The 24,081-nt window shown below is 43.6% G+C and carries 27 protein-coding genes and 2 riboswitches; of the genes, 11 read left to right on the forward strand and 16 right to left on the reverse strand.

Translation table 11 applies throughout. The annotated features are described in order from the left end of the window. Positions 1 to 76: 76 nt before the first annotated feature. The 4 genes from SFC66_RS12880 to SFC66_RS12895 form a co-directional block, all read right to left on the reverse strand. A complete protein-coding gene (locus SFC66_RS12880) occupies positions 77 to 838 on the reverse strand; it encodes an SDR family oxidoreductase (protein ID WP_411219140.1) in 762 nt (253 codons plus the stop codon). Between the two features lie 195 nt (positions 839 to 1,033). Beyond that, on the reverse strand, positions 1,034 to 1,507 hold the full coding sequence (locus SFC66_RS12885; RefSeq protein ID WP_411219141.1) for a DinB family protein: 474 nt from the start codon (positions 1,505 to 1,507) through the stop codon (positions 1,034 to 1,036). A gap of 160 nt (positions 1,508 to 1,667) precedes the next feature. Beyond that, on the reverse strand, positions 1,668 to 2,558 hold the full coding sequence (locus SFC66_RS12890; RefSeq protein ID WP_411219142.1) for a TIGR01777 family oxidoreductase: 891 nt from the start codon (positions 2,556 to 2,558) through the stop codon (positions 1,668 to 1,670). 11 nt (positions 2,559 to 2,569) lie between these two features. Then, positions 2,570 to 3,025 carry an immunoglobulin-like domain-containing protein gene (locus tag SFC66_RS12895; RefSeq protein ID WP_411219143.1) on the reverse strand — a complete coding sequence of 152 codons (456 nt, stop codon included), beginning with the start codon at positions 3,023 to 3,025 and terminating at the stop codon, positions 2,570 to 2,572. 179 nt (positions 3,026 to 3,204) lie between these two features. Here SFC66_RS12895 and SFC66_RS12900 point away from each other — a divergent pair, with 179 nt between their 5' ends. From SFC66_RS12900 to SFC66_RS12910, 3 genes are all read left to right on the forward strand, one after another. Further along, on the forward strand, positions 3,205 to 4,266 hold the full coding sequence (locus SFC66_RS12900; protein ID WP_411219144.1) for a YeeE/YedE thiosulfate transporter family protein: 1,062 nt from the start codon (positions 3,205 to 3,207) through the stop codon (positions 4,264 to 4,266). A 16-nt stretch (positions 4,267 to 4,282) separates the two neighbouring features. Beyond that, the gene (locus SFC66_RS12905) at positions 4,283 to 4,507 is read left to right on the forward strand and encodes a sulfurtransferase TusA family protein (RefSeq protein WP_411219145.1); all 225 of its coding nucleotides are present in this window, start codon (positions 4,283 to 4,285) and stop codon (positions 4,505 to 4,507) included. A 143-nt stretch (positions 4,508 to 4,650) separates the two neighbouring features. Further along, positions 4,651 to 5,403 carry a PAS domain S-box protein gene (locus SFC66_RS12910; protein ID WP_411219146.1) on the forward strand — a complete coding sequence of 251 codons (753 nt, stop codon included), beginning with the start codon at positions 4,651 to 4,653 and terminating at the stop codon, positions 5,401 to 5,403. Between the two features lie 69 nt (positions 5,404 to 5,472). Here the strand turns inward: SFC66_RS12910 and SFC66_RS12915 are convergent, their stop codons facing one another. Next, positions 5,473 to 6,738, reverse strand: a complete 1,266-nt coding sequence (locus SFC66_RS12915) for an erythromycin esterase family protein (protein WP_411219147.1) — start codon at positions 6,736 to 6,738, stop codon at positions 5,473 to 5,475. 79 nt (positions 6,739 to 6,817) lie between these two features. Next, positions 6,818 to 7,762 (reverse strand): magnesium transporter CorA family protein, encoded by a 945-nt coding sequence (locus SFC66_RS12920; RefSeq protein ID WP_411219148.1) that lies wholly within the window; start codon positions 7,760 to 7,762, stop codon positions 6,818 to 6,820. Between the two features lie 142 nt (positions 7,763 to 7,904). After that, positions 7,905 to 8,009, forward strand: a riboswitch (TPP riboswitch). A gap of 78 nt (positions 8,010 to 8,087) precedes the next feature. Between SFC66_RS12920 and SFC66_RS12925 the strand changes: the two genes are divergently transcribed. Genes SFC66_RS12925 through SFC66_RS12945 form a run of 5 tightly spaced genes read left to right on the forward strand, consistent with a single transcriptional unit; the run spans position 8,088 to position 12,306 of the window. Then, positions 8,088 to 8,696, forward strand: coding sequence for a YkoF family thiamine/hydroxymethylpyrimidine-binding protein (locus SFC66_RS12925; protein ID WP_411219149.1), 609 nt, complete (start codon positions 8,088 to 8,090; stop codon positions 8,694 to 8,696). Further along, a complete protein-coding gene (locus tag SFC66_RS12930) occupies positions 8,693 to 9,271 on the forward strand; it encodes an ECF transporter S component (protein WP_411219150.1) in 579 nt (192 codons plus the stop codon). The genes SFC66_RS12925 and SFC66_RS12930 overlap by 4 nt, the downstream gene beginning before the upstream one ends. Next, entirely contained in the window at positions 9,268 to 10,872 is a 1,605-nt protein-coding gene (locus SFC66_RS12935; RefSeq protein WP_411219151.1) for an ABC transporter ATP-binding protein, read from the forward strand. Before SFC66_RS12930 ends, SFC66_RS12935 begins: the two co-directional genes overlap by 4 nt. Next, positions 10,865 to 11,602, forward strand: coding sequence for an energy-coupling factor transporter transmembrane component T family protein (locus SFC66_RS12940; RefSeq protein WP_411219152.1), 738 nt, complete (start codon positions 10,865 to 10,867; stop codon positions 11,600 to 11,602). Before SFC66_RS12935 ends, SFC66_RS12940 begins: the two co-directional genes overlap by 8 nt. A 41-nt stretch (positions 11,603 to 11,643) precedes the next feature. Continuing rightward, positions 11,644 to 12,306 (forward strand): SOS response-associated peptidase, encoded by a 663-nt coding sequence (locus tag SFC66_RS12945; protein WP_411219153.1) that lies wholly within the window; start codon positions 11,644 to 11,646, stop codon positions 12,304 to 12,306. Positions 12,307 to 12,577: 271 nt separating this feature from the next. On the opposite strand, the gene SFC66_RS12950 is transcribed toward SFC66_RS12945, so the two are convergent. From SFC66_RS12950 to SFC66_RS12960, 3 genes are all read right to left on the reverse strand, one after another. Next, entirely contained in the window at positions 12,578 to 15,616 is a 3,039-nt protein-coding gene (locus SFC66_RS12950; protein WP_411219154.1) for a metallophosphoesterase family protein, read from the reverse strand. Between the two features lie 432 nt (positions 15,617 to 16,048). Next, positions 16,049 to 16,363 carry a DMT family transporter gene (locus tag SFC66_RS12955; RefSeq protein ID WP_411219155.1) on the reverse strand — a complete coding sequence of 105 codons (315 nt, stop codon included), beginning with the start codon at positions 16,361 to 16,363 and terminating at the stop codon, positions 16,049 to 16,051. Then, positions 16,363 to 16,701 carry a DMT family transporter gene (locus SFC66_RS12960; protein ID WP_411219156.1) on the reverse strand — a complete coding sequence of 113 codons (339 nt, stop codon included), beginning with the start codon at positions 16,699 to 16,701 and terminating at the stop codon, positions 16,363 to 16,365. The genes SFC66_RS12955 and SFC66_RS12960 overlap by 1 nt, the downstream gene beginning before the upstream one ends. Before the next feature lie 45 nt (positions 16,702 to 16,746). Beyond that, a riboswitch (guanidine-I (ykkC/yxkD leader) is annotated at positions 16,747 to 16,843 on the reverse strand. Between the two features lie 97 nt (positions 16,844 to 16,940). On the opposite strand from SFC66_RS12960, the gene SFC66_RS12965 reads away from it, so the two are divergent. Continuing rightward, positions 16,941 to 17,711: an arylamine N-acetyltransferase family protein gene (locus SFC66_RS12965; protein WP_411219157.1), complete on the forward strand. Its 771-nt coding sequence runs from the start codon at positions 16,941 to 16,943 to the stop codon at positions 17,709 to 17,711. Between the two features lie 61 nt (positions 17,712 to 17,772). On the opposite strand, the gene SFC66_RS12970 is transcribed toward SFC66_RS12965, so the two are convergent. From SFC66_RS12970 to SFC66_RS12990, 5 genes are all read right to left on the reverse strand, one after another. Then, a complete protein-coding gene (locus tag SFC66_RS12970) occupies positions 17,773 to 18,066 on the reverse strand; it encodes a putative quinol monooxygenase (protein ID WP_411219158.1) in 294 nt (97 codons plus the stop codon). Positions 18,067 to 18,079: 13 nt separating this feature from the next. Continuing rightward, positions 18,080 to 18,724, reverse strand: a complete 645-nt coding sequence (locus tag SFC66_RS12975; RefSeq protein WP_411219159.1) for a nitroreductase family protein — start codon at positions 18,722 to 18,724, stop codon at positions 18,080 to 18,082. Then, complete coding sequence (locus SFC66_RS12980; RefSeq protein ID WP_411219160.1) at positions 18,721 to 19,176, reverse strand: MarR family winged helix-turn-helix transcriptional regulator; 456 nt, start codon at positions 19,174 to 19,176, stop codon at positions 18,721 to 18,723. Before SFC66_RS12980 ends, SFC66_RS12975 begins: the two co-directional genes overlap by 4 nt. A gap of 117 nt (positions 19,177 to 19,293) precedes the next feature. Beyond that, positions 19,294 to 20,118 (reverse strand): SDR family oxidoreductase, encoded by an 825-nt coding sequence (locus SFC66_RS12985; protein WP_411219161.1) that lies wholly within the window; start codon positions 20,116 to 20,118, stop codon positions 19,294 to 19,296. 183 nt (positions 20,119 to 20,301) lie between these two features. After that, entirely contained in the window at positions 20,302 to 20,904 is a 603-nt protein-coding gene (locus tag SFC66_RS12990) for a cell wall hydrolase (RefSeq protein ID WP_411219162.1), read from the reverse strand. A gap of 223 nt (positions 20,905 to 21,127) precedes the next feature. On the opposite strand from SFC66_RS12990, the gene SFC66_RS12995 reads away from it, so the two are divergent. Beyond that, entirely contained in the window at positions 21,128 to 21,397 is a 270-nt protein-coding gene (locus SFC66_RS12995; RefSeq protein WP_411219163.1) for a hypothetical protein, read from the forward strand. Between the two features lie 74 nt (positions 21,398 to 21,471). After that, a complete protein-coding gene (locus SFC66_RS13000; protein WP_411219164.1) occupies positions 21,472 to 21,624 on the forward strand; it encodes a DUF4021 domain-containing protein in 153 nt (50 codons plus the stop codon). A gap of 454 nt (positions 21,625 to 22,078) precedes the next feature. On the opposite strand, the gene SFC66_RS13005 is transcribed toward SFC66_RS13000, so the two are convergent. Both SFC66_RS13005 and SFC66_RS13010 read right to left on the reverse strand, forming a co-directional pair. Further along, positions 22,079 to 23,584 (reverse strand): tripartite tricarboxylate transporter permease, encoded by a 1,506-nt coding sequence (locus SFC66_RS13005; protein WP_411219165.1) that lies wholly within the window; start codon positions 23,582 to 23,584, stop codon positions 22,079 to 22,081. A gap of 11 nt (positions 23,585 to 23,595) precedes the next feature. Then, complete coding sequence (locus tag SFC66_RS13010) at positions 23,596 to 24,048, reverse strand: tripartite tricarboxylate transporter TctB family protein (protein ID WP_411219166.1); 453 nt, start codon at positions 24,046 to 24,048, stop codon at positions 23,596 to 23,598. Positions 24,049 to 24,081: the final 33 nt, after the last annotated feature.

Genomic DNA, 24,081 nt, shown 5'->3' on the forward strand with positions numbered 1-24,081 from the left:
AAGAAGGTAAAAAACTGAAAACAAAAAGAAAAGGACCAAATAATGAACTCAGCCGTTCACCTCGGTCCTTTCAGATTTATTTGATGCTGTCTTTCATATTCTCATACATCCCGGCAACAGCTTGATCAATCTCTTCTCTCGTCATTTTCCTTGCCTTTTCAGAGCGAGCATATCCCATTTCCGAGCTGCCCGCTTCGATTTGTTCAAAGATAGCATCAGCAAATTCATCGACAGGCGTCCCGAAGGTGTGCAGTCCAACACCGCCAAGATCTGTATTCACTGCCGGTGGTGCCACTTCGATCACATCCACTGCCGTCTCAGACAGCTGATGCCTGATGCTGACTGTGAAGGAATGCATCGCTGCTTTTGTAGCCGAATAAATCGGTGCGATTGCCATAGGTGTAAACCCTAAACCGGACGTCACATTGATGATGGCCGCCTTGTCTTTTTGAGCAAAATGTGGAACAAACAGCATAGCAAGATGCATAGGAGCCTCGATATTTGCTGTGATTTCTTGATTGAAGTAGCTCCAATTATCTTTCGCATCGGCTGTCAAGATATTATAGCGCTGCTGAATACCTGCATTGTTCACAAGGACATTCACTTCTGGATGATTTTCCGTTATCCAATCAAATAGATCCAAGCGATCCGCCTCTGATGAAACATCCGCTACACGCGTAATGATATCCGGATATTTTTCCTTTGCCTCGCGGAGTTTTTCCTCCCGACGACCGCAAATGATAACCTTGCTGCCCGCTTTTATGAATCTTTCTGCAAAAGCAAAACCAATACCAGAAGCACCGCCGGTTATCAGTACTGTGTTTCCTGCTACATTCATATTGTGAACCTCATTCCTGATAAACTAAGTAAGCATGCTTATTTTATCCCATCTGCAAATTTATCATCAAACATTTGGTTTTTTGTAATGAAAATTAACCAAGCAAAAAAACAAGGGACAACTAAACTCCTGCCTTCTTGGGGCTTCGCCAGCTTATCGCTCTCCACGCATTCAGTCCTATTGGAATTATATAAATTATTTAGAAAGCCCTCGTCCGATAAAATTAGCTGATACAGGCTCTAATCCCATTTCCCTCGCCCATATGGACAATTGACCTATGTGATGGATTTCATGGGCAATGATATGCCGCATGACCTCCCCCCAAGTATCCGCATCAATTCTTCCGTCCGGTAAGGTATCGTAAAATAAGCGATCTTCCAAACCAATATCCCAATTAGACACAAAATCGTCTACTTCCAGATGAAACGCAGCATCCAATTTGCGTATCATTTCCAGGCTATTATGCCTGTCAAAGCTAGGCTGATGATCTGATTTACCTTGCAAGCGACGAATCCAGCTCCATTCGACGTCAACGATATGAAAAAGGGTATGTAGTATACTGCCTTGTCCGCCTGTGCGATTTCGAAGCAGTTCGTCCTCACTCAGTTTTTCACACCAACAATACCAGTCTTCCCTTATCATCCAATTGTATTTGAAAAACAGCTGCAAGTAACATCCCACCAATCAAGAATAATTTCATATCACATACTTATAAAGAACGCAGATCCTTATACTGCCGACTACATTTTTTCAGCATTACCATGCAAGTCATTCTTCCTGTACATGAACTGATGCGTCGTACACTCTGATTTTCATGAGCTGTTTCTACTTATTTTACGACCAAAATATCCTCCAAAGTTTCATCTAAGGTATTAAAACTGAATGTATACCCTTCACGCTCCAGCCTATCTGGAATGACCCAGCGGCTTTTCAGAACTAATTCTGTTTCCGTTCGGATGAATGCTGATCCTATCTCCAGCAGCCACTTACTGGCAGGCAGCCCAAATGAAACATTCATTTTACTTCTTAATTGTTTCATCAGTTCTCGATTTGTGACTGGCTTCGGTGCGGCGCAATTGAAGATACCGTTCAAGTTCTTTCTATCTTTTAGGAACAGTATGATTTGAAATAGATCCTCGATATGTATCCAGCTGAACATTTGCTTTCCCGATCCCTGCACCCCTCCAAGTCCGAATTTGACCAGGTTCCGGTATGGTGTCATGACGCCTCCGTTTTTACCCAATACAATGGAAATTCGCAAAGCAATCTGTCTTGTTTCTGGAAGATCATAGGAAAAAAAGGTCTCTTCCCAGCTTGTGGCAACATCAACTGAAAAGCCTGAACCGATTTCTCCTTCTGCTTCTGTCATCGGACGATCCTCTGCATGTCGATAGATGGTTGCTGTACTGCTATTGATCCAGAGTTCAGGAGGATTGGTACAGGCCTGTATTGCTTCCCCCAATATCTTCGTCGTCTCTATCCTGGAGTTCATAATTTCTTTCTTATTTCTTTCATTGTATCGGCAATTCACGGATTTACCAGCAAGGTTGATAAGCAATCCTGCCCCTTCCAACGCTTCTTTTAAAGCGGATTTGTCACTCCAGGCGATATGCTGATTCTGCCTAGAAATGATGATTACCTCAAACCCTGATTGCTGGAATCTTTCAGCAAGATATTTCCCAACAAAACCAGTCCCGCCTGCCAGGATAACTTTTTTCATAAATTCACTCCTTATTGTATGATGTCATTCTCAACTGTGAATTCGTCATAAACGACTATCCTGTCTCCATCAGAAGATAGATCTTTAACCAGACGGTAATCACCATCAGTCAAATTGCGATTCAACTGATCTGTGTTAACAATTCCCCCGCTTTCAGAACCCGGATCAATAATCCAAGCATCAAGCTGATGTGCACTGTTCTTCTTAAAAGGAATTTGCAGCCATTTTTTTTGCTTGTCATCATATTTTTCTATTACAAATGCCCTTCCTTCTGTTAACGGATGGTCACTTTGATTTTTTATTATATAAGGTATCTCATTGGGGACTGTTCTTGTGTCAGTTTGTACTTCAATTGTCACTGCAGAGTCCGTTTTCTTTATATCGTTTCCGTACTCACTCGGTTCAAGCTCTGTTCCACACCCAACTAAAAAGAACAATAAGCAAAAAGGAATGACACTTCTCATCATACAGCCCCCCCCTATGAACCAACTTTATCACAATCTATTCTTTACAAAAATAGCCAATCACCTTTTAAATTCAATGCCAATATAAAATTCAGAATATATCAAATTAGGGGTTGAATATACGGAGACTACGTATTATCATAAAAACCTATACGAATACTCGGATTAAGTGAGGTGCTTACATGCTTCAAATGATATTGACGGGTTTGATTTGCGGAGCTCTGCTTGGTTTCGTCATGCAGCGTGGTCGTTTTTGTTTGACGGGCGGCTTCCGTGATATGTATTTATCAAAAGATAATCGTATGTTTTACGCTTTGCTGATTGCCATCGTAATTCAAAGCATTGGTGTATATACAATGATTAATTTAGGAGTATTTGAATTCAGTGCTGGTACACTGCCGATCATAGCCGTGATTATCGGTTCCTTCATCTTCGGAATTGGCATCATATTTGCCGGCGGCTGTGCAACAGGCACTTGGTATCGTGCAGGAGAAGGCTTAATCGGCAGCTGGATTGCATTAGCAGGTTATATGCTTGTAGCAGCCATGATGAAAACAGGTGTTTTACTGCCTGTGGATACGGCAGTGAAAGAGGTTCAGATTGAAAATAACTCTATCGCTGCTACATTCGGGATAAACAACTGGATCTTGATTGGTCTTCTCACAGCGGTAGTTGGATTCGTTGTCTTCCGTACATTGAGAAAACCTAAGGTGAAGATCCCAGGTTTGAAGCCGAAAAAAACAGGACTTGCGCATATACTCTTCGAAAAGCGCTGGCACCCATTCGTCACTGCCATCCTTATTGGGCTCATAGCTATCCTGGCATGGCCGTTAAGCGTAGCGACTGGTCGTATTTCCGGCTTGGGTATTACAACGCCTTCCGCTAACATCCTTCAATTTTTAGTGACTGGGGAATTGAGCTTTATCAATTGGGGTGTATTCCTTGTACTAGGTATCTTTTTAGGTTCTTTGTTCGCCGCAAAAATGAGCGGCGAATTCAGATTCCGACTGCCTAATCTGAAAACAACTATCCAAAGCTTCAGCGGTGGCTTGATGATGGGATTCGGGGCAGCTTTAGCCGGTGGCTGCTCCATCGGTAATGGTTTGGTCATGACCGCCATGATGACGTGGCAAGGCTGGATATCCTTAGGTTTTATGATTTTAGGAACGTGGACCGCATCTTACTTTGTATTTGTAAGACCCCAGAAGAAAGCAAAACAATCTGCACATGCTGTACCAGCATAAAAAGGAGTGTACACATATGAAAAAGACATTGGAAGTGATGGGCATGGTTTGTCCTTTCCCATTAGTGGAAGCAAAGGAAGCCATCAAAGACATACAGTCCGGCGATGAGCTGGAAGTTCAATTCGACTGCACACAAGGTACAGAATCCATCCCAAGGTGGGCTGCTGAGGCTGGTCATGAAGTAACAGCATATGAGCAGCTGGGCGAAGCAGCTTGGACAATCACAATTAAAAAGAATTAAAAATAATCGCAGGGGAGATTTTTCGTTTCCCTGCGATTTTTTCTATTGGGTCGTAAGAAAAAATAGATGATGTAACGATACCGAGGATGCTTAGCTTGTTAACGTATTCAAAGTTCTCTATACTTTCACTAGGAGGGGATATAATGAATGAAGACATATCTAAAATAAATTACCGCGAAGTTATTGAATATTCACTGGATCCCTTAATCGTACATACTGACTTAAAAATCATTTATGTCAATCACGCTGCTGAAGTCTTTTTCAAAGGAAATAGACAAGACATCGTTGGAGCAAGTCCGTTAGATATTTTTCAAGAGAGTTCCAAATCAGCGATACATAAAAGAATTCAGTCTGCTTATGCCAAGCCTGCTGAGGTGATTGAGGAAACAATCTTCAAGCTGGACGGTTCGAAAGCAGAAGTTGAATTATACTGCCACCCTGTATTCATTGGAGAGACAAAGGCGATCCAAACGTATGTTAGAGATATCTCTGAGAAAAAAGCATACGAACGAAAAAGTAAACAATTAGCGCATCAAATAAATGAGCTCTCTGCTACACTCGTCCCTCTGCTAAATGGAATAGCCATCCTTCCTTTAGTTGGGTCGATTGACGAAGAACGGGCAAGACAGCTATTACAACTGGTCCCTGTGAAAGCAAAGCAGCAGGATGTGAAATTTTTAATCATTGATTTCTCCGCTATTTTCCAGTTAGATAATGTTGTAACGGATTATCTCTTCAAAATCAATCATGTTCTTTCTTTGCTCGGAATTACATGTATCTTCACTGGTTTGAGACCAAAACTGGCGATTGAAGCAGTGCAGACTGATATTAGCTTGTTATCTTCTCCAACAATGTCGACAGTAAAAGATGCACTCAGTTATCTTGGCGTTCATTGATTTGCCGTGAATTCAAAAAGGAGCCGAACTTTAACGGCTCCTCGATGATCACTATACTAAATATATAGCTCAAAGCAAAACCCTTTCTACTGCCAAAGGTTTTAAAGCACTTGATTCATCAATATAAATGAATCCATCATATCGTTCGGACATAATGGAAGGCACATAATTTCCGAACTGTTCAAACTCCGGCCGATACACAACCCCGATAGCGCGATGCCCAATTCTTTGCTCGAATAGATGCTCATTTTCTTTATCAAAGAACAACATTTTGTCATACGCACCCGCACGGTGCATAAGATCCTCCCATGATCCTCTCACCGCCTTCGGAACAACTTTCACATCAAGGTCAACTCCCCATTCATCGGCAGCGATGACAGTTCCTCTGTTTGTGCCGAATCCTATGATAAACACATCCTCAGGACTGTTCTGCTGACGAATCAGTTCACCTACATTAACCATCCCGTTATTTGCCATATCGGTAGCCCTGGCATCACCAACATGTGTATTGTGTTCCCATACAATTGCCTTTGCCTTTGATCCATAAAACTTCATTACCTCATTCAGGGCATGCACCATATGTGTATCCCTTATATTCCATGATTCTTCATCACGTACAACCATCGACCGGTAATAATGCTCTGCATTATATGCTACAAGTGCGTTAACTACAAGGTTCAACTGCTGTTCTTGCTCACATGGGTATTGGTTCTTCTTTTTTTGAATCGCCGCAAGCAGCTTGGCAACCTCGTCGATGCAGCCCTCAGAATATATTCCTGCCGAGACTGCATACTCCTGATTGTCCCGATTGAACGGTTCAAAACAGGTGAAAGCTTTTTTGGCAATTTCCACATCCGGGGAATCAATCTTCGTAAGATAGGCAATCACTTCCTCCATCGATTCCCAAAGACTGTACATATCTATTCCGTAAAACCCTATTTTAGGCTGCACGTCGTCCCGCTTATTATACTCCTTCATCCACTCGATCAAATCAATGATTTCTTCGTTAGCCCACATCCAAGTTGGCCAGCGATTGAAATGATGAAGTACATCCCTGGCTGAACTGTTTTCCTTATCATAGCCTTTTATGTAGCGGTTCACAGCCTGGCAAGCCGGCCAGTCCCCTTCCACGGCTATAAAGGTAAATCCTTTCTCGGTAATCAATTTTTTGCTTATCTCAGCTCGTACTGTATAAAACTCAGAGGTTCCATGTGATGCTTCTCCGAGCAGAACATACTTTGCTTTAGCTGCCTTTTCATTGATGATAGTTAAGTCTGATTCCCCTGTTAATGGAATAGCATGTTTTTTAATTGCTTGTATCACCTTTAAATCCATACAAACCCCATCTTTCTCTCCTGAGCTGTGTTAGGGTTAGATTGTGATAAAACGTATAAAAAAATACCTTTGACTCTTTTTAATCTACATACTTTTGCTTTTTCTTGGACTTTAGCATATCTCCTGTCCAGCCTTTGGCTTTTAAGAACACATATACAAGAAGTGTCGACATGACAATGAGTATCAAGGCACTCGCATAACCGAATTTCCATTTCAGTTCCGGCATGCTCTCAAAATTCATGCCCCACAAGGCACCTAGCGCCATGACAGGTGTGAAAAGCACCGTCATAACGGTAAGTGTTTTCATAATTTCATTACCTCTGAAAGAAGAAACAACATCCTCAAAATCAATAAGGCCTCTGATTTCTTCTTCATACGCCCGGACTAAATTCTGACAGCGTTCAAATCGATAACTAGTTCGCTTAAAATGCATATTCTCTGCGTATTTGTCGCCAAAAGCTTCTAATACGCCTGTCTTCACTTCTATAAAAGGAATCAAAAAGTTTTTCCATACCAATATCTCATGGCGGTTTTCTGCGATTTTATTAAGAAGCTTTGTATCATTATGACTTTTCACTTGCCAAAGCAAATCATGTAACCTGACTTCATATTGATCGATTTTATGTAAGAAAACAGAAATGATTTCACCAAGGAGAATCATGAACCCTTCAATTGCATTGGTAGCGTATTTCATTTTGGCCAGGATTTCTTTCTCTGTTGTAGTCGGGAGTAATTTGAAATCGAGCGCCGTCGTCAGCAGAGTATCTTCTCTCACAAAAAAGTGAAATAGATGCTTTTTCTCTTCTTCATCTGCTTCTTGCACATAGATGAGCGACCCCCAAAGAGCTAATGAATCATGATTGGTTGTGTCCATTTGCAGACTATTCGTCTCAGCGGCATCCACATGCTGCTGCCAGGATACTTTTCCCGTATAGCGGGATAATTCAGCTTTTTCCTTACTATCTCCATGCCAATCAAATTGAAGCCACTTCCATGTTGCATCAGAAAATATGTGCTTCTCCATATAGCGCTCTCCTCCTTTCTATCTTTACTTCCCTGTGAGCTTGTTGGATAATCTCTGCCCAACAGAATCAGAATATTGCTGAAAGAAACCCTTTACAAATTCACTAACTTTTTTTACTATTGATTTATCAATTGCATAAGTAGCGACGCACTAGGGGAGCTGGCAACGGCTGAGAGGAATCTTTTGATTCTGACCCTTTGAACTCGATCTGGATAATACCAGCGTGGGGAAGTGCAGCCCAGAATCACTCTATTTCTTTGTATATTCTGCGACTGCACCCTATGGTGCGGTCGCTTTTTATATGCAAAAAATAGGAGGAATCATCATGGAAATGCAAAACTATTGTGGAACAAGCAGGATTGCTGGCTGCAGCTTTTCAATTTACCCGATGGCAGACAGATTCAAGGCAATCATTTTGGAAGCATTGCAAGCAGTCGACACGTCAAAGGTATGGATGGAAACAGATGATGTGACAACACTCGTACGCGGAAGGATTCCACATGTATTCGATGTTACATCCGCTATATTCTTAGAAGCTGCAAAAGGTGGCGACCATGTCGTCTTCAATGGCACCTACTCCATCGGCTGTCCCGGCGATTCCGCTGGCGACGTTTATATGGCCGAAGATGAAACAAAGATGAACTTCCATAATGCAGAAAGCAGCAAGCTAGAGACTGCTTCCAAATTTTCGCTTTATCCTTTGGGCGGCGGCAATTACATGGATACAATCTATAGTCAGATTGAAAATATGCGCTCTCGTGGAATCACGGTTTCCAAATCACATTATTCCACCCGTCTTGATGGCAATAGTATCGATGTATTCACTGGTTTGGAACATGTCTTTACGGAAACAGAAGCCTCCGGTTCCTCTCATACCGTGATGACAGTCACGATGTCTGCCAACAGTCCGTCTGCAAAAGGCGTGATCAAATGAAAAGCTGGCGTATGAAAGATATTGTCGTCATGGCAGCGCTTGCCGTCGTCTTCGGTATCGTGTACCTTTTATTCCTTCCTGTCAACGTCGTCTTGATGGGCGTTATCGGTCCGATTGGAACTGACATCATATTTGGTGTCTGGTTCCTTGTCTCCATCGTTGCAGCTTATATCATCCAAAAACCTGGTGTTGCATTCATGTCCGAGACAATTGCCGGTGTGGTTGAAGTGTTGATCGGCAGCAGTGTCGGTCCGATCATCATCCTTTCTGCCGCTGTGCAAGGAATTGGTGCCGAAGCCGCATTTGCTTTGACACGTTATCGTTCTTACCATGTGCTTGTGTTGATGGGCGCCGGCGTCGGTGCAGCCATCACAAGTTTCATTTGGGGGTACTTCCGCGGGGGATTCGCTGCCCTTGATCCGAGTTATGTCATCCTGATGCTCATAGTCCGGATCATCAGCGGTGCTGTCATCAGCGGATTGATCGGGAAAGCAATCAGTGAGGCGCTGGCTAAAACAGGTACATTGACGAGCTTCCCACTCGGCAAAGTGCATCGGCAGCGAAAAGCAGGATGAAACCGATACTGGAAGTCGACCGACTCACTGTCACTTACGAGGAAGAGAGTTCTCCTGCTTTAAACGATTTGAGTTTCACCATTAACACAGGTGACACTATCCTGCTGCTCGGTCCGAGCGGTTCCGGGAAAAGCACACTCACCTTCTGTCTGAACGGTCTGTATCCGAAAGAGCTTGATGGGGAAATGAGCGGGAATATTTTCTTCAGCGGATCCAATCTGGAAGACTTTGCAAGTGGAACGATCAACTTGGAGATTGGAACCGTATTTCAAGATCCCGAAACGCAGTTTTGCATGCTGACAGTGGAAGATGAAATTGCTTTTGGTCTGGAAAACACGAAAATGCCACAAGGGAAAATGGATGCCGAAATCGACCGCGTCCTCTCTCTTGTCGGCTTGCACCATCGAAGGAAAGATCATATACACACGCTTTCCGGCGGGCAGAAACAGAAGCTTGCCTTGGCAGCTGTGCTGGCACTCGCTCCTCGTCTGCTCATTCTCGATGAGCCGACAGCCAATCTGGACCCCGCTGCCAGCCAGGAGCTGGCAGAAACAATCCGCCGCTTAAAAGAACAGCAGGAAATTACGCTGTTGATCATTGAACACAATATTGATTATTGGCTGCCCGTGGTGAACCGGACTTTGCTGCTGGACCAAGACGGCTCGTTATTCTTTGATGGGGACTTGCAGGATGGCATCAATATCCATGCGGAGAAAATGCAGCAGAGCGGCATATGGCTGCCTGAAGCTGTTCAGCTTGCCAAACAGGCACAGCTGCCAAGACCATGGCCGCTTTCGATAGACTTGCTCCCGGGTGGATTGCAGCTTCATTCCAAACATACGGAAGTGTTTCAAACAGAGACAGATATCATCCGTGTGGATCATGCAGTTTTTCGGCATAAAGGAAAAACATTGCTTAACATACCGGATCTAAACATCCAGCAAGGGGAATTCTTAGCGATAACAGGTAAAAATGGCAGCGGAAAAACACTTCTTTCCCGTCTGCTGACTGGCCTGCTCAAACCTGCAGCCGGTTCTGTCAGCTTTCTAGGTAAACGTCTCAGCAAATGGAAGGCGGATGAACTTTATCAGCATATCGGATATGTATTTCAAAATCCTGAGCACCAGTTTCTTACTGACACTGTATGGAGCGAAATAACTTTTGGTCAACCTGCAGACGAACAAGAAATCAAAGTGCTGCTGGACGAAATCCGTCTGGCCGCACAGAGTTCCAAGCATCCATTCACCTTGAGCCAAGGACAAAAAAGGCGGCTCAGCGTTGCAACGATGCTTGTCCAGTCTCCGCAATTGCTCGTGCTGGATGAGCCTACTTTCGGCCAAGATAGCTATACGACTGATGTGTTGATGGAACTTATCAGGAAACAACAGCAGCGCGGCTGTACCATTATCATGATCACACATGATATGGAGCTGGTGGATCATTTTGCGAGACGTGTTTTAGTAGTTGATCAAGGTAGCATCGTTTCGGACGGCACTCCAGCTGATATATGGGATAGAAGCAATCTGTCTGCCTATGGTCTCTCACTCCCTGCAAGAGAAGTTTACGCAAGACGCAACCAGGAGAACGTGACTTATGCATAATATCAATCCAAGCATCAAAGCCGGCACGGTGATGCTGGCAGCAATCATCATCGCATTTATGTTCGATCCGATTGCACTTCTTATATATATAGGCTGGACAGTCGCTGTGACGTTGTTATTTGGCAAGGTGCAGATCAAAAAGTATCTCCTTTATTTGATTCCTTTTACGTTGTTTGCGCTCGGCATGCTGATCACGACGCTTGTGTTTGCCAAAACACCGGAAAACCCGGCCGTCACCCAGCAGTTCCTTTTCTGGGAATTGCCGCAAGAATCTGTTCAGGACGCTCTTGCCTTGGCAATCCGCGTTTTCAGCTACGCCACGTTGTCCCTTCTATTCATCCTGACAACAGATAAAGTCGCGTTCATTTTAAGCCTGATTCAGCAATGCCGTGTTTCTCCGAAGCTGGCATACGGCATATTGGCAGGATACCGCTTTTTGCCTTTATTAAAGGAGGAACTGGATACCATCCGTTCCGCCCATCTTATTCGCGGAGCCAGAACGAACGCCAGCCGTTTGACAAGGTACAAACAATACACCATCCCGCTGCTTGCCAGTGCCATCCGCAAGGCTGAACGAACAGCCATAGCCATGGAATCAAAAGGGTTCACCGGGGAGCGGGACCGAACGTTTTATCGTTCCTACTATATACGCTGGACTGATTGGGCCTTCGCTGCCATGATGTTGGGAGCAATCATCCTCTGTACCGTTATATCCAAATCGTTTCAGTGAAGCATATAACGGTTATACTGGAGTAAAAAGGAGAGATGAACATGTGCGGCAGATTCACACTACTCACTCCCTGGGAAGAACTTCTGCGCAACTATGACGCTGTGTCAGAGATGGACGCACTTGAGCCAAGTTATAATATCGCACCAACCCAACAAGTTGCAGCTGTCATCTCTGACGGAAAAAAGCGGCGTTTAGGAAGCCTGCACTGGGGGTTGATCCCTTCATGGGCCCCTGACAAAAAAATCGGAAGTAAAATGATCAATGCCAGAGCAGAAACAATCATGGAAAAGCGCAGCTTCAAGAAAGCATTCCGAACACAACGCTGCCTCATACCCGCCGACAGCTTCTACGAATGGCAGACAATAGACGGCAAAAAACAACCCATGCGCATCCAGAACAAAGATAAGACTCCTCTCACATTTGCAGGGTTATGGGAAAAATGGCAGGATGAAGACGGCAGCAATATCTTTACATGCACCATCATCACCACCGAAGCAAACAGCTTCATGAAGCAGATTCACCATCGCATGCCAGTCATCCTGCCCGCGGACTCCCAGGACATTTGGCTTGATCGCGAAGAACAAGATCCGGAAAAGCTGCAGACACTTTTGCATCCTTATGCCGAAGAGTTGACAGCTTACCCCGTTTCTGCGCTGGTGAATTCACCAAAGAATAATAGTGAAGAATTGATTAATCCATTGTAAAAAGGAGCATACCAAGTGATATGCTCCTTTCTCTTTCATGTTGGTCATTTCAAAAAAATCCTCAGATCGAAGACTATCGCACTGACATTCTTCTATTGATAGTCCATAGAATAGCACCTGCAACAATAAGTGTAAAGGCAGCTAAAAGCAGATTAAATATGTTAGTAGCCGTATCAGGCAGCGTACCATTGATCACAGAACCAACACTAGTTTTATCTGTTCCTGGACCATTATCCTCAGATGAGATAACTGGTACTATCCCATCTTTAACTTACTTTTGAGGCTCCTCGCCTGCAAACCTAGCTTCAGGCTGTTTTTCTCCTGCATGATCCTTGCTTGGATTTTGTCCTGCAGACTGTTCTTCTGATGCTCCTGTACTCGGATCTTTTTCTTCAAGCTGTTCTTTCGGCTGTTCCTTGCTTGGGTATTGCTCTTCAGTCTGCTGTTTCTCTGGTCGTTCTTCACTTGGATCCTGCTCTTCAGGCTTGTCTTGTTCTGGTTGTTCTTCGTTAGGTTCTTGCCCTTCTGGTTTTTCCTGTTCTGGGTGTTCTTCGTTTGGTTCTTGCTCTTCTGGTTTTTCTACAGTCGGTAAGGTTTTATTCCATATTACAGTAAAGCTATTATCGAATGGATGTGCATATGCATATTCCTCGTATGACATTCCATCCACAATTTGTATTAACGTATCGTTTATGGAGCTTAAGTCTAATTGAGTAAGCAGCGGCTCGATAAAACTTCCCAAATCGACCATACCAATCAGGCCGCCTGCATTGTCACCGATGAATCCGGCAATAGCGGATTTAACGATGCCCCCTAGGAATCCACCGCCTTGCAGGATTTCATCAACCGAAGGATCGAATGTCAAACTGGACGCCATTTCGCCAATTGCTTCCGTTAAAATCGGGACTAAATTTTGGACCGCATTATCGAGTGCTTGTCCAGAACGTACAGCTTCACGCCCTTCATTCACCCATTCATTATCATTGATCCTATCATTCTCATCGCCTTCTAAATGACCGCTATAAAGGTAGTTGGCCAAATCACCAAATGTCTTGCTGGGATCCCCTATCAAACCCAACTCTGAATTCAGCAGAACCTCTCCTGCTCTTCCTATAAGATTCTCGAGATAAGTTGTATCATTGATATACTTTTCCTGGAACTGAGCAAGTAAATTATCGACTACTTTCCCTAAATCTTCAGCAGTGATAAATAAATCAGTTCCCATAGCATTCAGAATCACTTGATCCAATGATGTGTCATAATACACTTTCGCAATCCCGGCAACTTCCATGCTGGATTCAAGGTCTGTACCGATCAATTGCGGCAAATAATCAGCAACAAATCTTCCAGCCGTTTTACCAGCGTAATCCTCAATCAAACTGCCGATACCCTGTTCCTGCAGTTGCGCGAAAGCAGGACTTGTGAAAATCCCCTTTGTTAACCCCTGAATAAGTTCCGGAGTTATTAAAAGCTGATTGCCATAGTCTTTCAAATCCTCAATCGGCTTCCCTGTCTCAGGATCGATGAAATCAACATTGGACACGGTAGACGTATCGATCACCAAAGATTCATGTTGTGTACCATCCTCCACTAGGTTTGTAAGCACCATTGTACGAATTGGAGAAGGATAAGAAACGGTAGAGCCTGTTTCAATATCAAATATGGTATTTCCGGCTTCGGTCGTTAATTGTGCCACGTCATTCGCATGCATATGGCCCGTGAATACATAATGCAACCCTGCATCAGCTAATTCTTCAGCAGGAGTTTTACCTGTTCCCGGGTCTTTCACATCCCAATTATCAATCAGGTATTCCGCCAATATGGAATCTTGTCCATCGAAATGAGCGATGATCCCATGATGTCCGAGCAGCATGATCGAATCCAATCGCTTATTGGCAGCTTCAATGTTTTCCAGTGCCCAATCCAATAAAGGTCTAGTAATAACACCGCCTGTTTCTTGAATATTCTTACCGCTTTCAGTAACATCTGCACTATGCTTCGATGTGTCCAAACCGATGATGGTTAGTCCTTTTGTTCCCGCGTTCTTTCCCATATCGATACGTGTGACATAAGAAAGATTACCGTGTGCATATTCCTGGCCGGAAAAACGCTGCTGTACTTCTTTCAAATACGCTCTGTAATGGGAAGAATCTGTATAATACGCAACATCCTCGCCCATTAACCCACTATCATAATAAAGTTCTTTGAAATCATTCGGTGTTGCACTTTCAACAGCTGGAGCTTCTGTATGATCTTTCGCATCATCTGCCTCGGAAAAGTCTTTTGCATTCAAATTATTCAAATCGTGGTTGCCAGGAATCACGAATACACGAAAGTCCCTGCCTTCTGCCTCGATTTCCGCTTTCAGTTTCTGCAGCTCTTCTGCAATATACGCATGCCCTTTCAACTCTCCGTCTTTCGTCAAATCTCCAGTAATGAACAGAATCGAAGAATTGCTTTCTTTCACATCAACCAAAGCAGCATCAAAAATAGCCTGTGACTCCGCAAACATTTTACGATCGGAATTCAAAGCTGATTCGAACGCTGCATTATCTCCTATCATTTCTTCAAGCAAAACATGAACATCAGATATGACGCTGATTTTCACTTGCGTATCTTCATCAATTTCCTCAGGTATCTGTGCATCTGAGACAACTTCAGGATCTTTGTCATTCCGTTCAGTCGATGAGCTGATTACAGATCTTTCTGTTTTATGCTTCTCATCGGAAGGTGCATTCACCTTCTGTTCTTCTGGCTTTGTTTTCTCTTGTTTCTCCTGCCCAGCAATATTGCTTCGTTCTTTGTCATCTTTTTCGTCAGGAGCATTTGGTTCTTCAGGAGCAGCTGCTTCCTCGACATGTTCGTTTTTATCCGTTACTTTTTGTTCTTCTGTTACGTCTGATTTGTTTTCTAACTCATTTTTATCTTTGCTTTCCTCTGATGATACCTCTTCTTTATTATGCTCACTATCTTCGCCGGCCTGTTCGCTGACTTTTTCATTGGATACAGCGGATTTACTTGATTCTGCAGCATCAGCGGCTGGATTCTCCTTTGCAGATTCCGCAAAAGCAGCTTCGGATTGGCTCTCTTGTATGTCTGTTTTCAATCGGGAGTCTTCGGTTTCCGCTGACACTGCTTCACTTGCTTGTGTTTCGCTTATGGATTCTTCATCCATAAGTACATGCTCCACTTTATTATGTAAAGTGTCTAAGGATGAATTTGACTCTGCAGCTTCGGCAGTATTACCAAATTGCAAGAAAGCAAGCGAAACAACCAAAAAGGCAACGAACATCGAAATTTTAAGCTTCATATACCTACTCCCTTTCCTATTTTTCTGGATTGACTGATCTTGCTTTATCTCTAACCTCCTTATCAATTTTGTTGCGGGAATGGTAAACTGATGTGTTAAAAAATGAAGTGCATTATGAAGTCTTTCCTAGGATGAGGGTGGAGTAATCTCGTAGACTATCATTCCCATAAAATAAGTATAGTAATATTTTGTGAGATTCAGTTGAAAAAAAGGTAAACTTTGCACAAAACCTCGAATGAAAGTTTAAAGAAAAAATATGTAAATCTACCCAGTTGGAATTGTCTGCTATTATCCAATTATGCGATGCCTCTTGTTTAAGGTGCAGAGACCACTTTATGAGGGGATTCATTCAGTTTAAATTTGTATTACGCTTTTGCTGCACATAGTTTTAAAACATAAAAAAGAGGTGTGTCCCCACACCTCCCAAATAATTTAAGCTATCAACTTCAACCCGATAGCTGAAGCGAGTATCAATGCGATACATACAAGTCTCTTCCAATCTCTCGATTCATGGAAGAAAAGCATTCCGACAATTGCGCCGCCGGCAGTTCCGATTCCAGTCCAAATTGCATAAGCTGTCCCCATCGGTAAATACGACATGCTGTATGATAAGCATCCGAAGCTTCCAGCAAATCCTAAGATAAATATACTTATGTTCGTAAAATTGGGCTTCTCATTGAGTTTATTGATCATGGTCACACCCAAAACTTCAAACATCCCTGCTATGACAAGTACGATCCAAGCCATCAGGCACCCTCCTCTGTCTGTTTATCGCCTGTCACAAGCTTAAGGCCGATCACACCTGCCAACAGAACGGCGATCAATAAGACTTTTGCCAGCTTGAATGGTTCACCGAAGAACAGCATGTCAACAATCACCGTACCCGTCGAGCCGATTCCGACGAATACTGCGTATACTGTTCCGACAGGCATATGTTTGCTTGCCTGCAGCATCAAATAAAAGCTCAGCAGGATACAGATGATCGTTCCTGCCCATTCGATAACATTGTTTGCGTGCTTCAACCCGATGACCCATAATACTTCGATCAAGCCTGCCAGCACGACACTTAACCACTGCCTTGTCATATTACAATTCCTCCAATTCTTATAAAAAAAGCCTGGGAGATAGAAATCTCCCAGGCTTTTGTCCCTCCGTGTCACAGCCCATGCTGTGCGTTTTCTCTCGGACCAGACCAGCTTATGCTGCGGAACCCTAGAAAACTATCTGCCGTATGCTTTTCCCTGTGATTATAAAGGATGCAAAAACATGATGCAAGCAATTCCTCATGAAACTATTTATACTAAATACGTCAGGAGGAATCACCATGCAATCATTCAAAGAACAATTTCAACAGCGCATCAACATGAATGAACAAATAACCTTCAGCACACTGCCTATATTGCTGCAGAAGTTTGCCGAAACGATACCATTTGAAAACTTGCGGATCATCGACCGGCGGCAAAGCTTGCTTTCCAAAGAAGACTTGCAGCAGAAAATATTGATCCAGAACGAAGGCGGCGTCTGTTATGAACTGAATACACTTCTTTATCATTACTTAAAAGAATGTGGATTCGATGTTTTGCTGCTGTCGGCATGTATATATGATCAAAAATCACAGCAATGGAGTGCCACCGGCAATACACATGCTGTCATTCTTTTAAAAATGAACAGCACAGCATTTATAGTAGATGCTGGTTTTGGGGCGAATATTCCGTTAGCTCCCCTGCCCATGTCTGGTGAAGTCATAACAACGAGCAATGGTCAATTTCGAATCAAACCTGCTGCCGAAGGATATCTCATGGAGATGAAATTGGAGGGCAATGACAGCGATTGGCGGATAGGCTATCGTTTCTCTTCTGAAGAACCAATCACAGAAATATCTGGATTGGAACAAATGCAGCAGACGATCGAAAACCATCCAGCTTCGCCCTTTAATAAATCGCCACTGGTTACAAAGCGAAATGAAGATGGACGATATATCTTAACAGCTGCTTCTTTTACGGAATGGCATAAGGGTGTCTCTGCTAAGCGGACGATTGACGAAGAGGAATTTAAAGAATTGTTGGATGCTATATTTGGAATGCAGCGGTCGTAATCACTCCGGTCTTCCTATATAAAACAAAAAAAGGGATGACCTTGATGGCCATCCCTAATTCTTAGTTCAATTTCTCACCTTGATAAACATCTGCTGCCAAAGGCGCGCTTAGCATTTCTTTAGCAGCTGCACTGAAAGCTTGGAAGTGGCTGCTCGCATTGTGAGCTTGCACCGCCTCCATGTCTTTCCAGTTTTCCACCATGATGAAGCTGTTTGTATTCTTTGGATCTTGGAACAGGTCATAGCTGTTATTGCCAGCTTCGGCACGGCTTCCGGCCATCACTGCTTCGATTTCTTGAAGGAACTCTTCTTTTTTCTCTGGTTTAACTGACATTCTAGCATGGATGATGATCATCGTTTCTCTCTCCTTATTTCCATTCTGTGATTTGTTCTACTGGCATCCGGTAAGACTTGTACCCTGCATCTGCTGCTTTACCAATGGATAAAAGCATGACAGGAACGTAACGGTCTTTATCCAAATCGAATGCCTCTGCGATTTGATCCTTCTCAAAACCGCCAATCGGATTTGTGTCATAGCCGTATGCTTTGGCAGTCAGCATCAACTGCATGGATACCAGACCACCATCAATCAAGATAGTTTCCCGGTTTCCTTGTTCTGAAATCCCGGCAAGCAAATTACTTATCGCAACAACTTGCTGATCTTTGACTTCTTGTGGCATCATGCCATGTTCCACGGCTTTTCCATAGATTTCTTCCAAGTAGTCAAGATTATTCATATCCGCAAAAACAGCGATCACAGCTGAAGATGTTTTGACTTGCTGTTGATTGAATCTGGCAAGCGGAGCAAGTTTTGCTTTTGCTTCCGGACTTTCAATGATAACAAAACGCCAAGGCTGCAAGTTGACCGAAGATGGGGCCTTGGTTGCTGCCGTGAGCATTTCAGACATTTCTTCTTTACTAATTTTCACGTTCTCATCATACGTACGGATGGAACGACGGTCCTGCACGATTTGCAGGAATGCTTCTTTATTATATACAGGTGCAGTGCTCATTTCATTTCTCCTTCTAGCTGACTCTTGGAGACATGTGAGACATTTTCGCTTACCTTGCTCAGCATGCGCAGGAATTGTTGCAATTCTTCCTCTGAAAAGCCTGATAGCGTCTCTTGGACGAACTTGCTTTTTTCCTGGTAGGATTGCTCGATATGACGTTTTGCTTCCTCCTCCAGTTTCACCCATGTCGCACGCTGGTCTTCTGTTTTCTTAAAGCGGACGATTGTCCCGGCAGCTTCAAGCTGCTTCAAATGCCTCGTAACAGCGGCCGCATCAATATTCACTTCTTTTTGCAATGCTGACTGGGTCACTTCTTCATGCTGCAGCAAATAGTGAAGAATCTCCACTCGAGAGGTACTCGCCCCCAAGCATGCTTCGAACTTTGAACAGATTTCTTTGTTCACTGCCTGCAGCTGCAGGAAGATTTGTAAACGGACGGAACAAGCTGTCATCGATAAAATCCCTCCAAAATTAGTTGATGCGTCAATTATTGACATGTCAATAATATATCCAATTGAATGCTATGTCAATTCACCTGCTCACAAAAAAGAACGGCAATGTAACCGCTCTTATTCTGTCGTTTCCTTCCAGCTATTGTCCATCACCATTTTACCTGGCCATGTATAAGCTGTCAGTCCACCGTCAACGATCAGGTCCTGACCAGTAATATAGGAGCTGTCATCGGATACTAAGAACAGCACAGTTTTAGCTATTTCCTCCGGTACACCCAATCTGCCCAATGGAGCAAGCCATTTGTTGGATTCACGGAATTCTTTTCCTTGATCCTCTTCCTCAGAACCTGCCAATTCATCGATCAATGGCGTCTCTATTGTACCCGGAGAAACAGAGTTTGCCCGAATGCCTTGTCTTCCATAGTCAATTGCTGTAGCTTTGGTGAAATTGATGATGCCGCCTTTGGCCGCGTTATAACCAGAACGGTCCAAATCCGCGAAACTGCCGCTCATGGAGGCATTATTGACGATTGCACCTTTGCCATTTTCGAGCATCAGCGGGATGAGGAACTTACTCATCAGGAAAGTACCGCGAAGATCTGTTTTTTGAATGCTGTCGAATAATTCAACAGGATATTCGTGTACTTTACCGCCTTCTTGGTCGATGCCTGCGTTATTGAAAAGTACGTCAATTTTTCCGTATGTTTCCTTTATGTGATCGGCGAATCGCTGGATGTTTTTGTCGTCGGTGACATCCACTTCGAATGCTTCTGCGCTGCCTCCGCCGGATGTGATATCATTCACTAAATCAGTCATATCCTCTTTTTTGATATCTGCAACAAGCACCGTCGCGCCTTCTTTGGCGAACAATGCAGCTGTTGCCCGGCCGATGCCGGTAGCTCCGCCTGTCACGACAGCGATTTGGTTTGCTAATTTCCCCATTGCTAACATCTCCTTTTCGTATGCTCCCCTTTTGTTTTACCGAACAGATGGGATGCCAAACATACTTTCAAAGAAATCAGCAATTTGATTGGAGGGAAAAGATCCGTACATTTCATCACTTTTTATCAACTTCGAATAATCTCCGTCAAAATTATTATTATAGCAGCTTGTCCATTTTGAATATCAGCGATAAAAGACATGATTGCCGATTTGCTTCACTTGCTCCTGTGTATCTGCAATCCAATTTGTCGTGGAAGTTTTCGGGTTCATGAACCAGACAATATCCTGCATATCATCTTTTTGCACTAAGGCATCCGCTACTGCTTGCACTGTTTCATCGGTTGGTTCGCTTTTCCATATAATACCAGAGCTTACAGGCTGAAATTGCCCTTCCTGCATGATCACATCCTCGATGGTATCAGGGAAGTCATCACTTTCGATACGATTGAGTACGACGGTCGCCACGGCCACTTTCCCAGGATAATCTTCTCCGCTCGTTTCCGCTTGGACCAACTTTTGCAGAAGCTCGATTTCTTCTATCGTATATTGTTTTTGCTCGATGGTCGCTTCGGTCAATTCAGTGGTATCGGTTAATATGATGTTGGATTTATTCAATGAATCAGTTTCCCTTGCAGATAGCTCTGGCTGTTTTCTTGCATCGGCATAAACTTTCGCAGGATAGATATTTTGTTTTAAATTCTGGAATGGCAAATAGAAAACAACACAAAGATTGCTGACGAAAAAGAAAGCCAATAGAAAAAGCGTTAGAAGTTTTTGCATAATCATGTCCTTTTCTCCGTTAAGTATGTATATAAACAAGTCATAACGGTTAATACCCAGTCACTTTGGCTCACAAACATGGATGTCCCATCTCTAGTGTATGAAGTACTCGTACAGACTAGTCCTGTCAATGGTTATCATCCATGGAAATCTTTTCTCCGACGTCTGGATACTTGCCCACCCTATCCTGGACATTTGTGCATAAAGTAAAGGGACAGGAGGAATGTTGATGTACACCTATTACTCGCATCCTTATGGAAATACAACTCATACAACAGACGATAGAACAAACCATGAAGATCAGCGATTCGGATTTGCTTTCTTGCCGTTCATCGGCGGTCTTGCGGGAGGACTTCTTGGCAGCGCGTTGGTAAGCGGTCCGGGTTATGGCTATAAACAAGTCTATAATGCACCTTATCCAGTACCATATCCGATGCCGTATCCTTATCCAGTACCATATCCGTACAACAGTTATTACTATCCTACGCAACAGCGATGATATAGAGGGGCAGCTTGCCTGCCCTTACATAATTACTGCCCGAAGTGCCAAACTATTTGCAGGAGGTGGGTAGGATGCAGCAAAAACAGAACAAAACAGAGCAGCATGATGAAGCAGCTGAAGCTATCGGTTTGGACCAAGATGAGCAAGTGATGAATGGAAATTATGGCCACCCGGAAACAGAATATGAAAACCATGCACACAAGCATACAAAAACACAGCTTTGACAAGCTGTGTTTTTCCGTGTCATATGAATTTAGAAGCAATATAAGTAACGACGAACCATACTGCCAGGGCAATAACAATTCCGAGCATAAATCCTTTGATAAAAGTAGACCGACTGCGCACCTGCCTGCACCTCTTTTGCTTTTTATCCGTAGTCTTGACTAAGCATGCTGTTTTTATAAGTGCGCAGTCTTCCTGTTATTTCTTACTCGCTGAAGCTGTCTTTGCACCTTGCTTTGCTGTCTGCTGCTGTTGTTGCTTCAAGTAATCTTCGCGGAATTTATCCCTTGCTGCGGAAAAGATGCAGAGCATGCTCAACCCTCCCATTGTTTGATACTACTGTTTTGCCAAGTTATTTGAATATAAAACTTCTTTTTTTAGAAATTTCTTAGAAATATCCATTTTTTCCACAAGACACTTTGCACTGTCAGAAGTAAGACTGTTTTCAAGGACAAGTTAAACTTCTGTATCCTCCAAGTGGTCTTTCTTCTTACGCAATCCTGCGTAAATACTGATTGCTAAACCTAAAATCGACAATCCTAGCAGCGTACCGGCTATTGGCCGAGTGAAAATCTGCGTCAGATTTCCTTCGAATAATACCATCGATTGCAGCAATGATTCTTCCATCATGCCACCCAGTATAAAAACGAGTGCAATCGGTGCAACAGGTATATCCGCCTTTTTAAGGAAATAGCCGAGCAAGCCGAAGCCTAGCAAGCCCCCTACATCCCATAAGCTGTTGTTGATGCTATACGTACCGACAATGGAAATGGCGATGATGATCGGGAACAGCATTTTAAACGGTACACTTGCAATCTTCGCCCACATCCTAGCCATAGGCAAATTCATGATGAGCAGCAGCAGGTTTCCAACGAACATACTGGCGATGACCGCCCATACAAAATCGCCATCCCGCACGAACATCGTCGGGCCTGGCTGCAAACCATGCAGAACGAAAGCCCCTAATAACACAGCCATTGTCGCCGAGCTTGGAATTCCCAGTAAAAATAATGGAATCAGTGCTCCGGCAGTAAAGGAATTATTTGCCGTTTCCGGTCCGGCTACTCCTTCAATCGCACCTTTTCCGAATCTGGAAGGATCTTTAGCCAGTTTCTTTTCAATGGAATAAGACATCAGAGCCGGAACGACAGAGCTCAGTCCAGGAATGAGCCCAAGGAAGAATCCGAGTACGGTCCCTCTGCCAATGGACATCGCAGACGGCCGTATTTCATTTTTCTCGGGCATAAGTTTGTTCACTTTAGGAGGAGCCTCCGGCTTTTTCATCTGCTGTTCCAATCCAAGCAATATCTCCGAAAGCCCGAATAGTCCCATGGCAATCGTGACGAAATCAAAGCCTTCGATCAGAAAGGGTGACCCAAATGTGAAACGAAGTTCACCAGTGCTCGGAGCAAGGCCGAACATAGCCAAAACCAGTCCGATCAATACCGCAATGGATCCCCTGATAATCGATTTCCCGGCTAAACCGATGACCATCGTCATTCCAAACACAATCAATGCAAAGTATTCTGGCGGTCCGAATGACAAAGCAAATTGCACCAGATGTGGAGCCACAAAAGCGACACCGATGATACCAACGACCCCGCCAACGAATGAGCCGATGGCAGAAATGCCAAGAGCGACACCTGCCCGACCTTTTTTAGCCATCGGATAGCCGTCCATACTAGTTATGACCGATGCAGCCTCTCCGGGAACATTCACGAGTACAGTCGTGATTGTGCCTCCATACATCGATCCATAAAATATTCCTGCCAGCATGATAATAGCCGAAGTAGCATCCATCGCAAACGTTAGCGGAATCAAGATAGCTGTTCCAGCGCTCGGCCCAAGTCCCGGCAAAATTCCAACAAGCATCCCGACCGAAACGCCAATCAAACAAAATAATATATTCTGCCATGTCAGTGCAGTCATAAATCCGTTCATCAGCAGCTCTAGCGTGTTCATTCCTTCACCTCCTAGAAACCTAAAGGATTATTCGGCAGCGGTACATCCAAAAAGGTTTGAAATACAAAGAACAGAACGAGTGTTACAGATACAGCAGTTACCAAGGACGTGCTCCATTTGAAATCAGGAACCAATAGGATGAACATGACCAATATGCTAGTGATGACATAACCTATGAATGGCGACAGAAAGATAAAAACGAGAATGGAAAGCACTACTTTCAGCAGTTTCCACAGTGTCTTACGCGGAGGCAGCACATCAGCAAAAGAAACATGATTGCCTTTGCGGAGCGAATCTATGATAAACAAGATTGAAAATAATCCCAATAATCCGCTGAGCCATGCCGGAAAGAAACCTGCTCCAGGCCCATATTCACTGTAGTAGCTGTATTGTCTGGAAGTATAAAAAATAAAAACGGAAAACATCAGAAGGACTATTCCTACCCAAACCTTAAAGTTTTTCATTCTTATTACCTCCTTCCGAAAATACAGCCGATT

Source organism: Terribacillus saccharophilus, assembly GCF_046592895.1.
In the GTDB taxonomy this organism is placed as follows: domain Bacteria; phylum Bacillota; class Bacilli; order Bacillales; family Amphibacillaceae; genus Terribacillus; species Terribacillus saccharophilus_D.

Coding starts and splice junctions, on each gene's coding strand:
- SFC66_RS12880 (WP_411219140.1), bottom strand. CDS start 838: ATGAATGTAGCAGGAAACACAGTACTGATAACCGGCGGTGCTTCTGGT.
- SFC66_RS12890 (WP_411219142.1), bottom strand. CDS start 2,558: ATGAAAAAAGTTATCCTGGCAGGCGGGACTGGTTTTGTTGGGAAATAT.
- SFC66_RS12895 (WP_411219143.1), bottom strand. CDS start 3,025: ATGATGAGAAGTGTCATTCCTTTTTGCTTATTGTTCTTTTTAGTTGGG.
- SFC66_RS12900 (WP_411219144.1), top strand. CDS start 3,205: ATGCTTCAAATGATATTGACGGGTTTGATTTGCGGAGCTCTGCTTGGT.
- SFC66_RS12905 (WP_411219145.1), top strand. CDS start 4,283: ATGAAAAAGACATTGGAAGTGATGGGCATGGTTTGTCCTTTCCCATTA.
- SFC66_RS12910 (WP_411219146.1), top strand. CDS start 4,651: ATGAATGAAGACATATCTAAAATAAATTACCGCGAAGTTATTGAATAT.
- SFC66_RS12915 (WP_411219147.1), bottom strand. CDS start 6,738: ATGGATTTAAAGGTGATACAAGCAATTAAAAAACATGCTATTCCATTA.
- SFC66_RS12920 (WP_411219148.1), bottom strand. CDS start 7,762: ATGGAGAAGCACATATTTTCTGATGCAACATGGAAGTGGCTTCAATTT.
- SFC66_RS12925 (WP_411219149.1), top strand. CDS start 8,088: ATGGAAATGCAAAACTATTGTGGAACAAGCAGGATTGCTGGCTGCAGC.
- SFC66_RS12930 (WP_411219150.1), top strand. CDS start 8,693: ATGAAAAGCTGGCGTATGAAAGATATTGTCGTCATGGCAGCGCTTGCC.
- SFC66_RS12935 (WP_411219151.1), top strand. CDS start 9,268: ATGAAACCGATACTGGAAGTCGACCGACTCACTGTCACTTACGAGGAA.
- SFC66_RS12940 (WP_411219152.1), top strand. CDS start 10,865: ATGCATAATATCAATCCAAGCATCAAAGCCGGCACGGTGATGCTGGCA.
- SFC66_RS12945 (WP_411219153.1), top strand. CDS start 11,644: ATGTGCGGCAGATTCACACTACTCACTCCCTGGGAAGAACTTCTGCGC.
- SFC66_RS12950 (WP_411219154.1), bottom strand. CDS start 15,616: ATGAAGCTTAAAATTTCGATGTTCGTTGCCTTTTTGGTTGTTTCGCTT.
- SFC66_RS12955 (WP_411219155.1), bottom strand. CDS start 16,363: ATGGCTTGGATCGTACTTGTCATAGCAGGGATGTTTGAAGTTTTGGGT.
- SFC66_RS12960 (WP_411219156.1), bottom strand. CDS start 16,701: ATGACAAGGCAGTGGTTAAGTGTCGTGCTGGCAGGCTTGATCGAAGTA.
- SFC66_RS12965 (WP_411219157.1), top strand. CDS start 16,941: ATGCAATCATTCAAAGAACAATTTCAACAGCGCATCAACATGAATGAA.
- SFC66_RS12970 (WP_411219158.1), bottom strand. CDS start 18,066: ATGATCATCATCCATGCTAGAATGTCAGTTAAACCAGAGAAAAAAGAA.
- SFC66_RS12975 (WP_411219159.1), bottom strand. CDS start 18,724: ATGAGCACTGCACCTGTATATAATAAAGAAGCATTCCTGCAAATCGTG.
- SFC66_RS12980 (WP_411219160.1), bottom strand. CDS start 19,176: ATGACAGCTTGTTCCGTCCGTTTACAAATCTTCCTGCAGCTGCAGGCA.
- SFC66_RS12985 (WP_411219161.1), bottom strand. CDS start 20,118: ATGGGGAAATTAGCAAACCAAATCGCTGTCGTGACAGGCGGAGCTACC.
- SFC66_RS12990 (WP_411219162.1), bottom strand. CDS start 20,904: ATGATTATGCAAAAACTTCTAACGCTTTTTCTATTGGCTTTCTTTTTC.
- SFC66_RS12995 (WP_411219163.1), top strand. CDS start 21,128: ATGTACACCTATTACTCGCATCCTTATGGAAATACAACTCATACAACA.
- SFC66_RS13000 (WP_411219164.1), top strand. CDS start 21,472: ATGCAGCAAAAACAGAACAAAACAGAGCAGCATGATGAAGCAGCTGAA.
- SFC66_RS13005 (WP_411219165.1), bottom strand. CDS start 23,584: ATGAACACGCTAGAGCTGCTGATGAACGGATTTATGACTGCACTGACA.
- SFC66_RS13010 (WP_411219166.1), bottom strand. CDS start 24,048: ATGAAAAACTTTAAGGTTTGGGTAGGAATAGTCCTTCTGATGTTTTCC.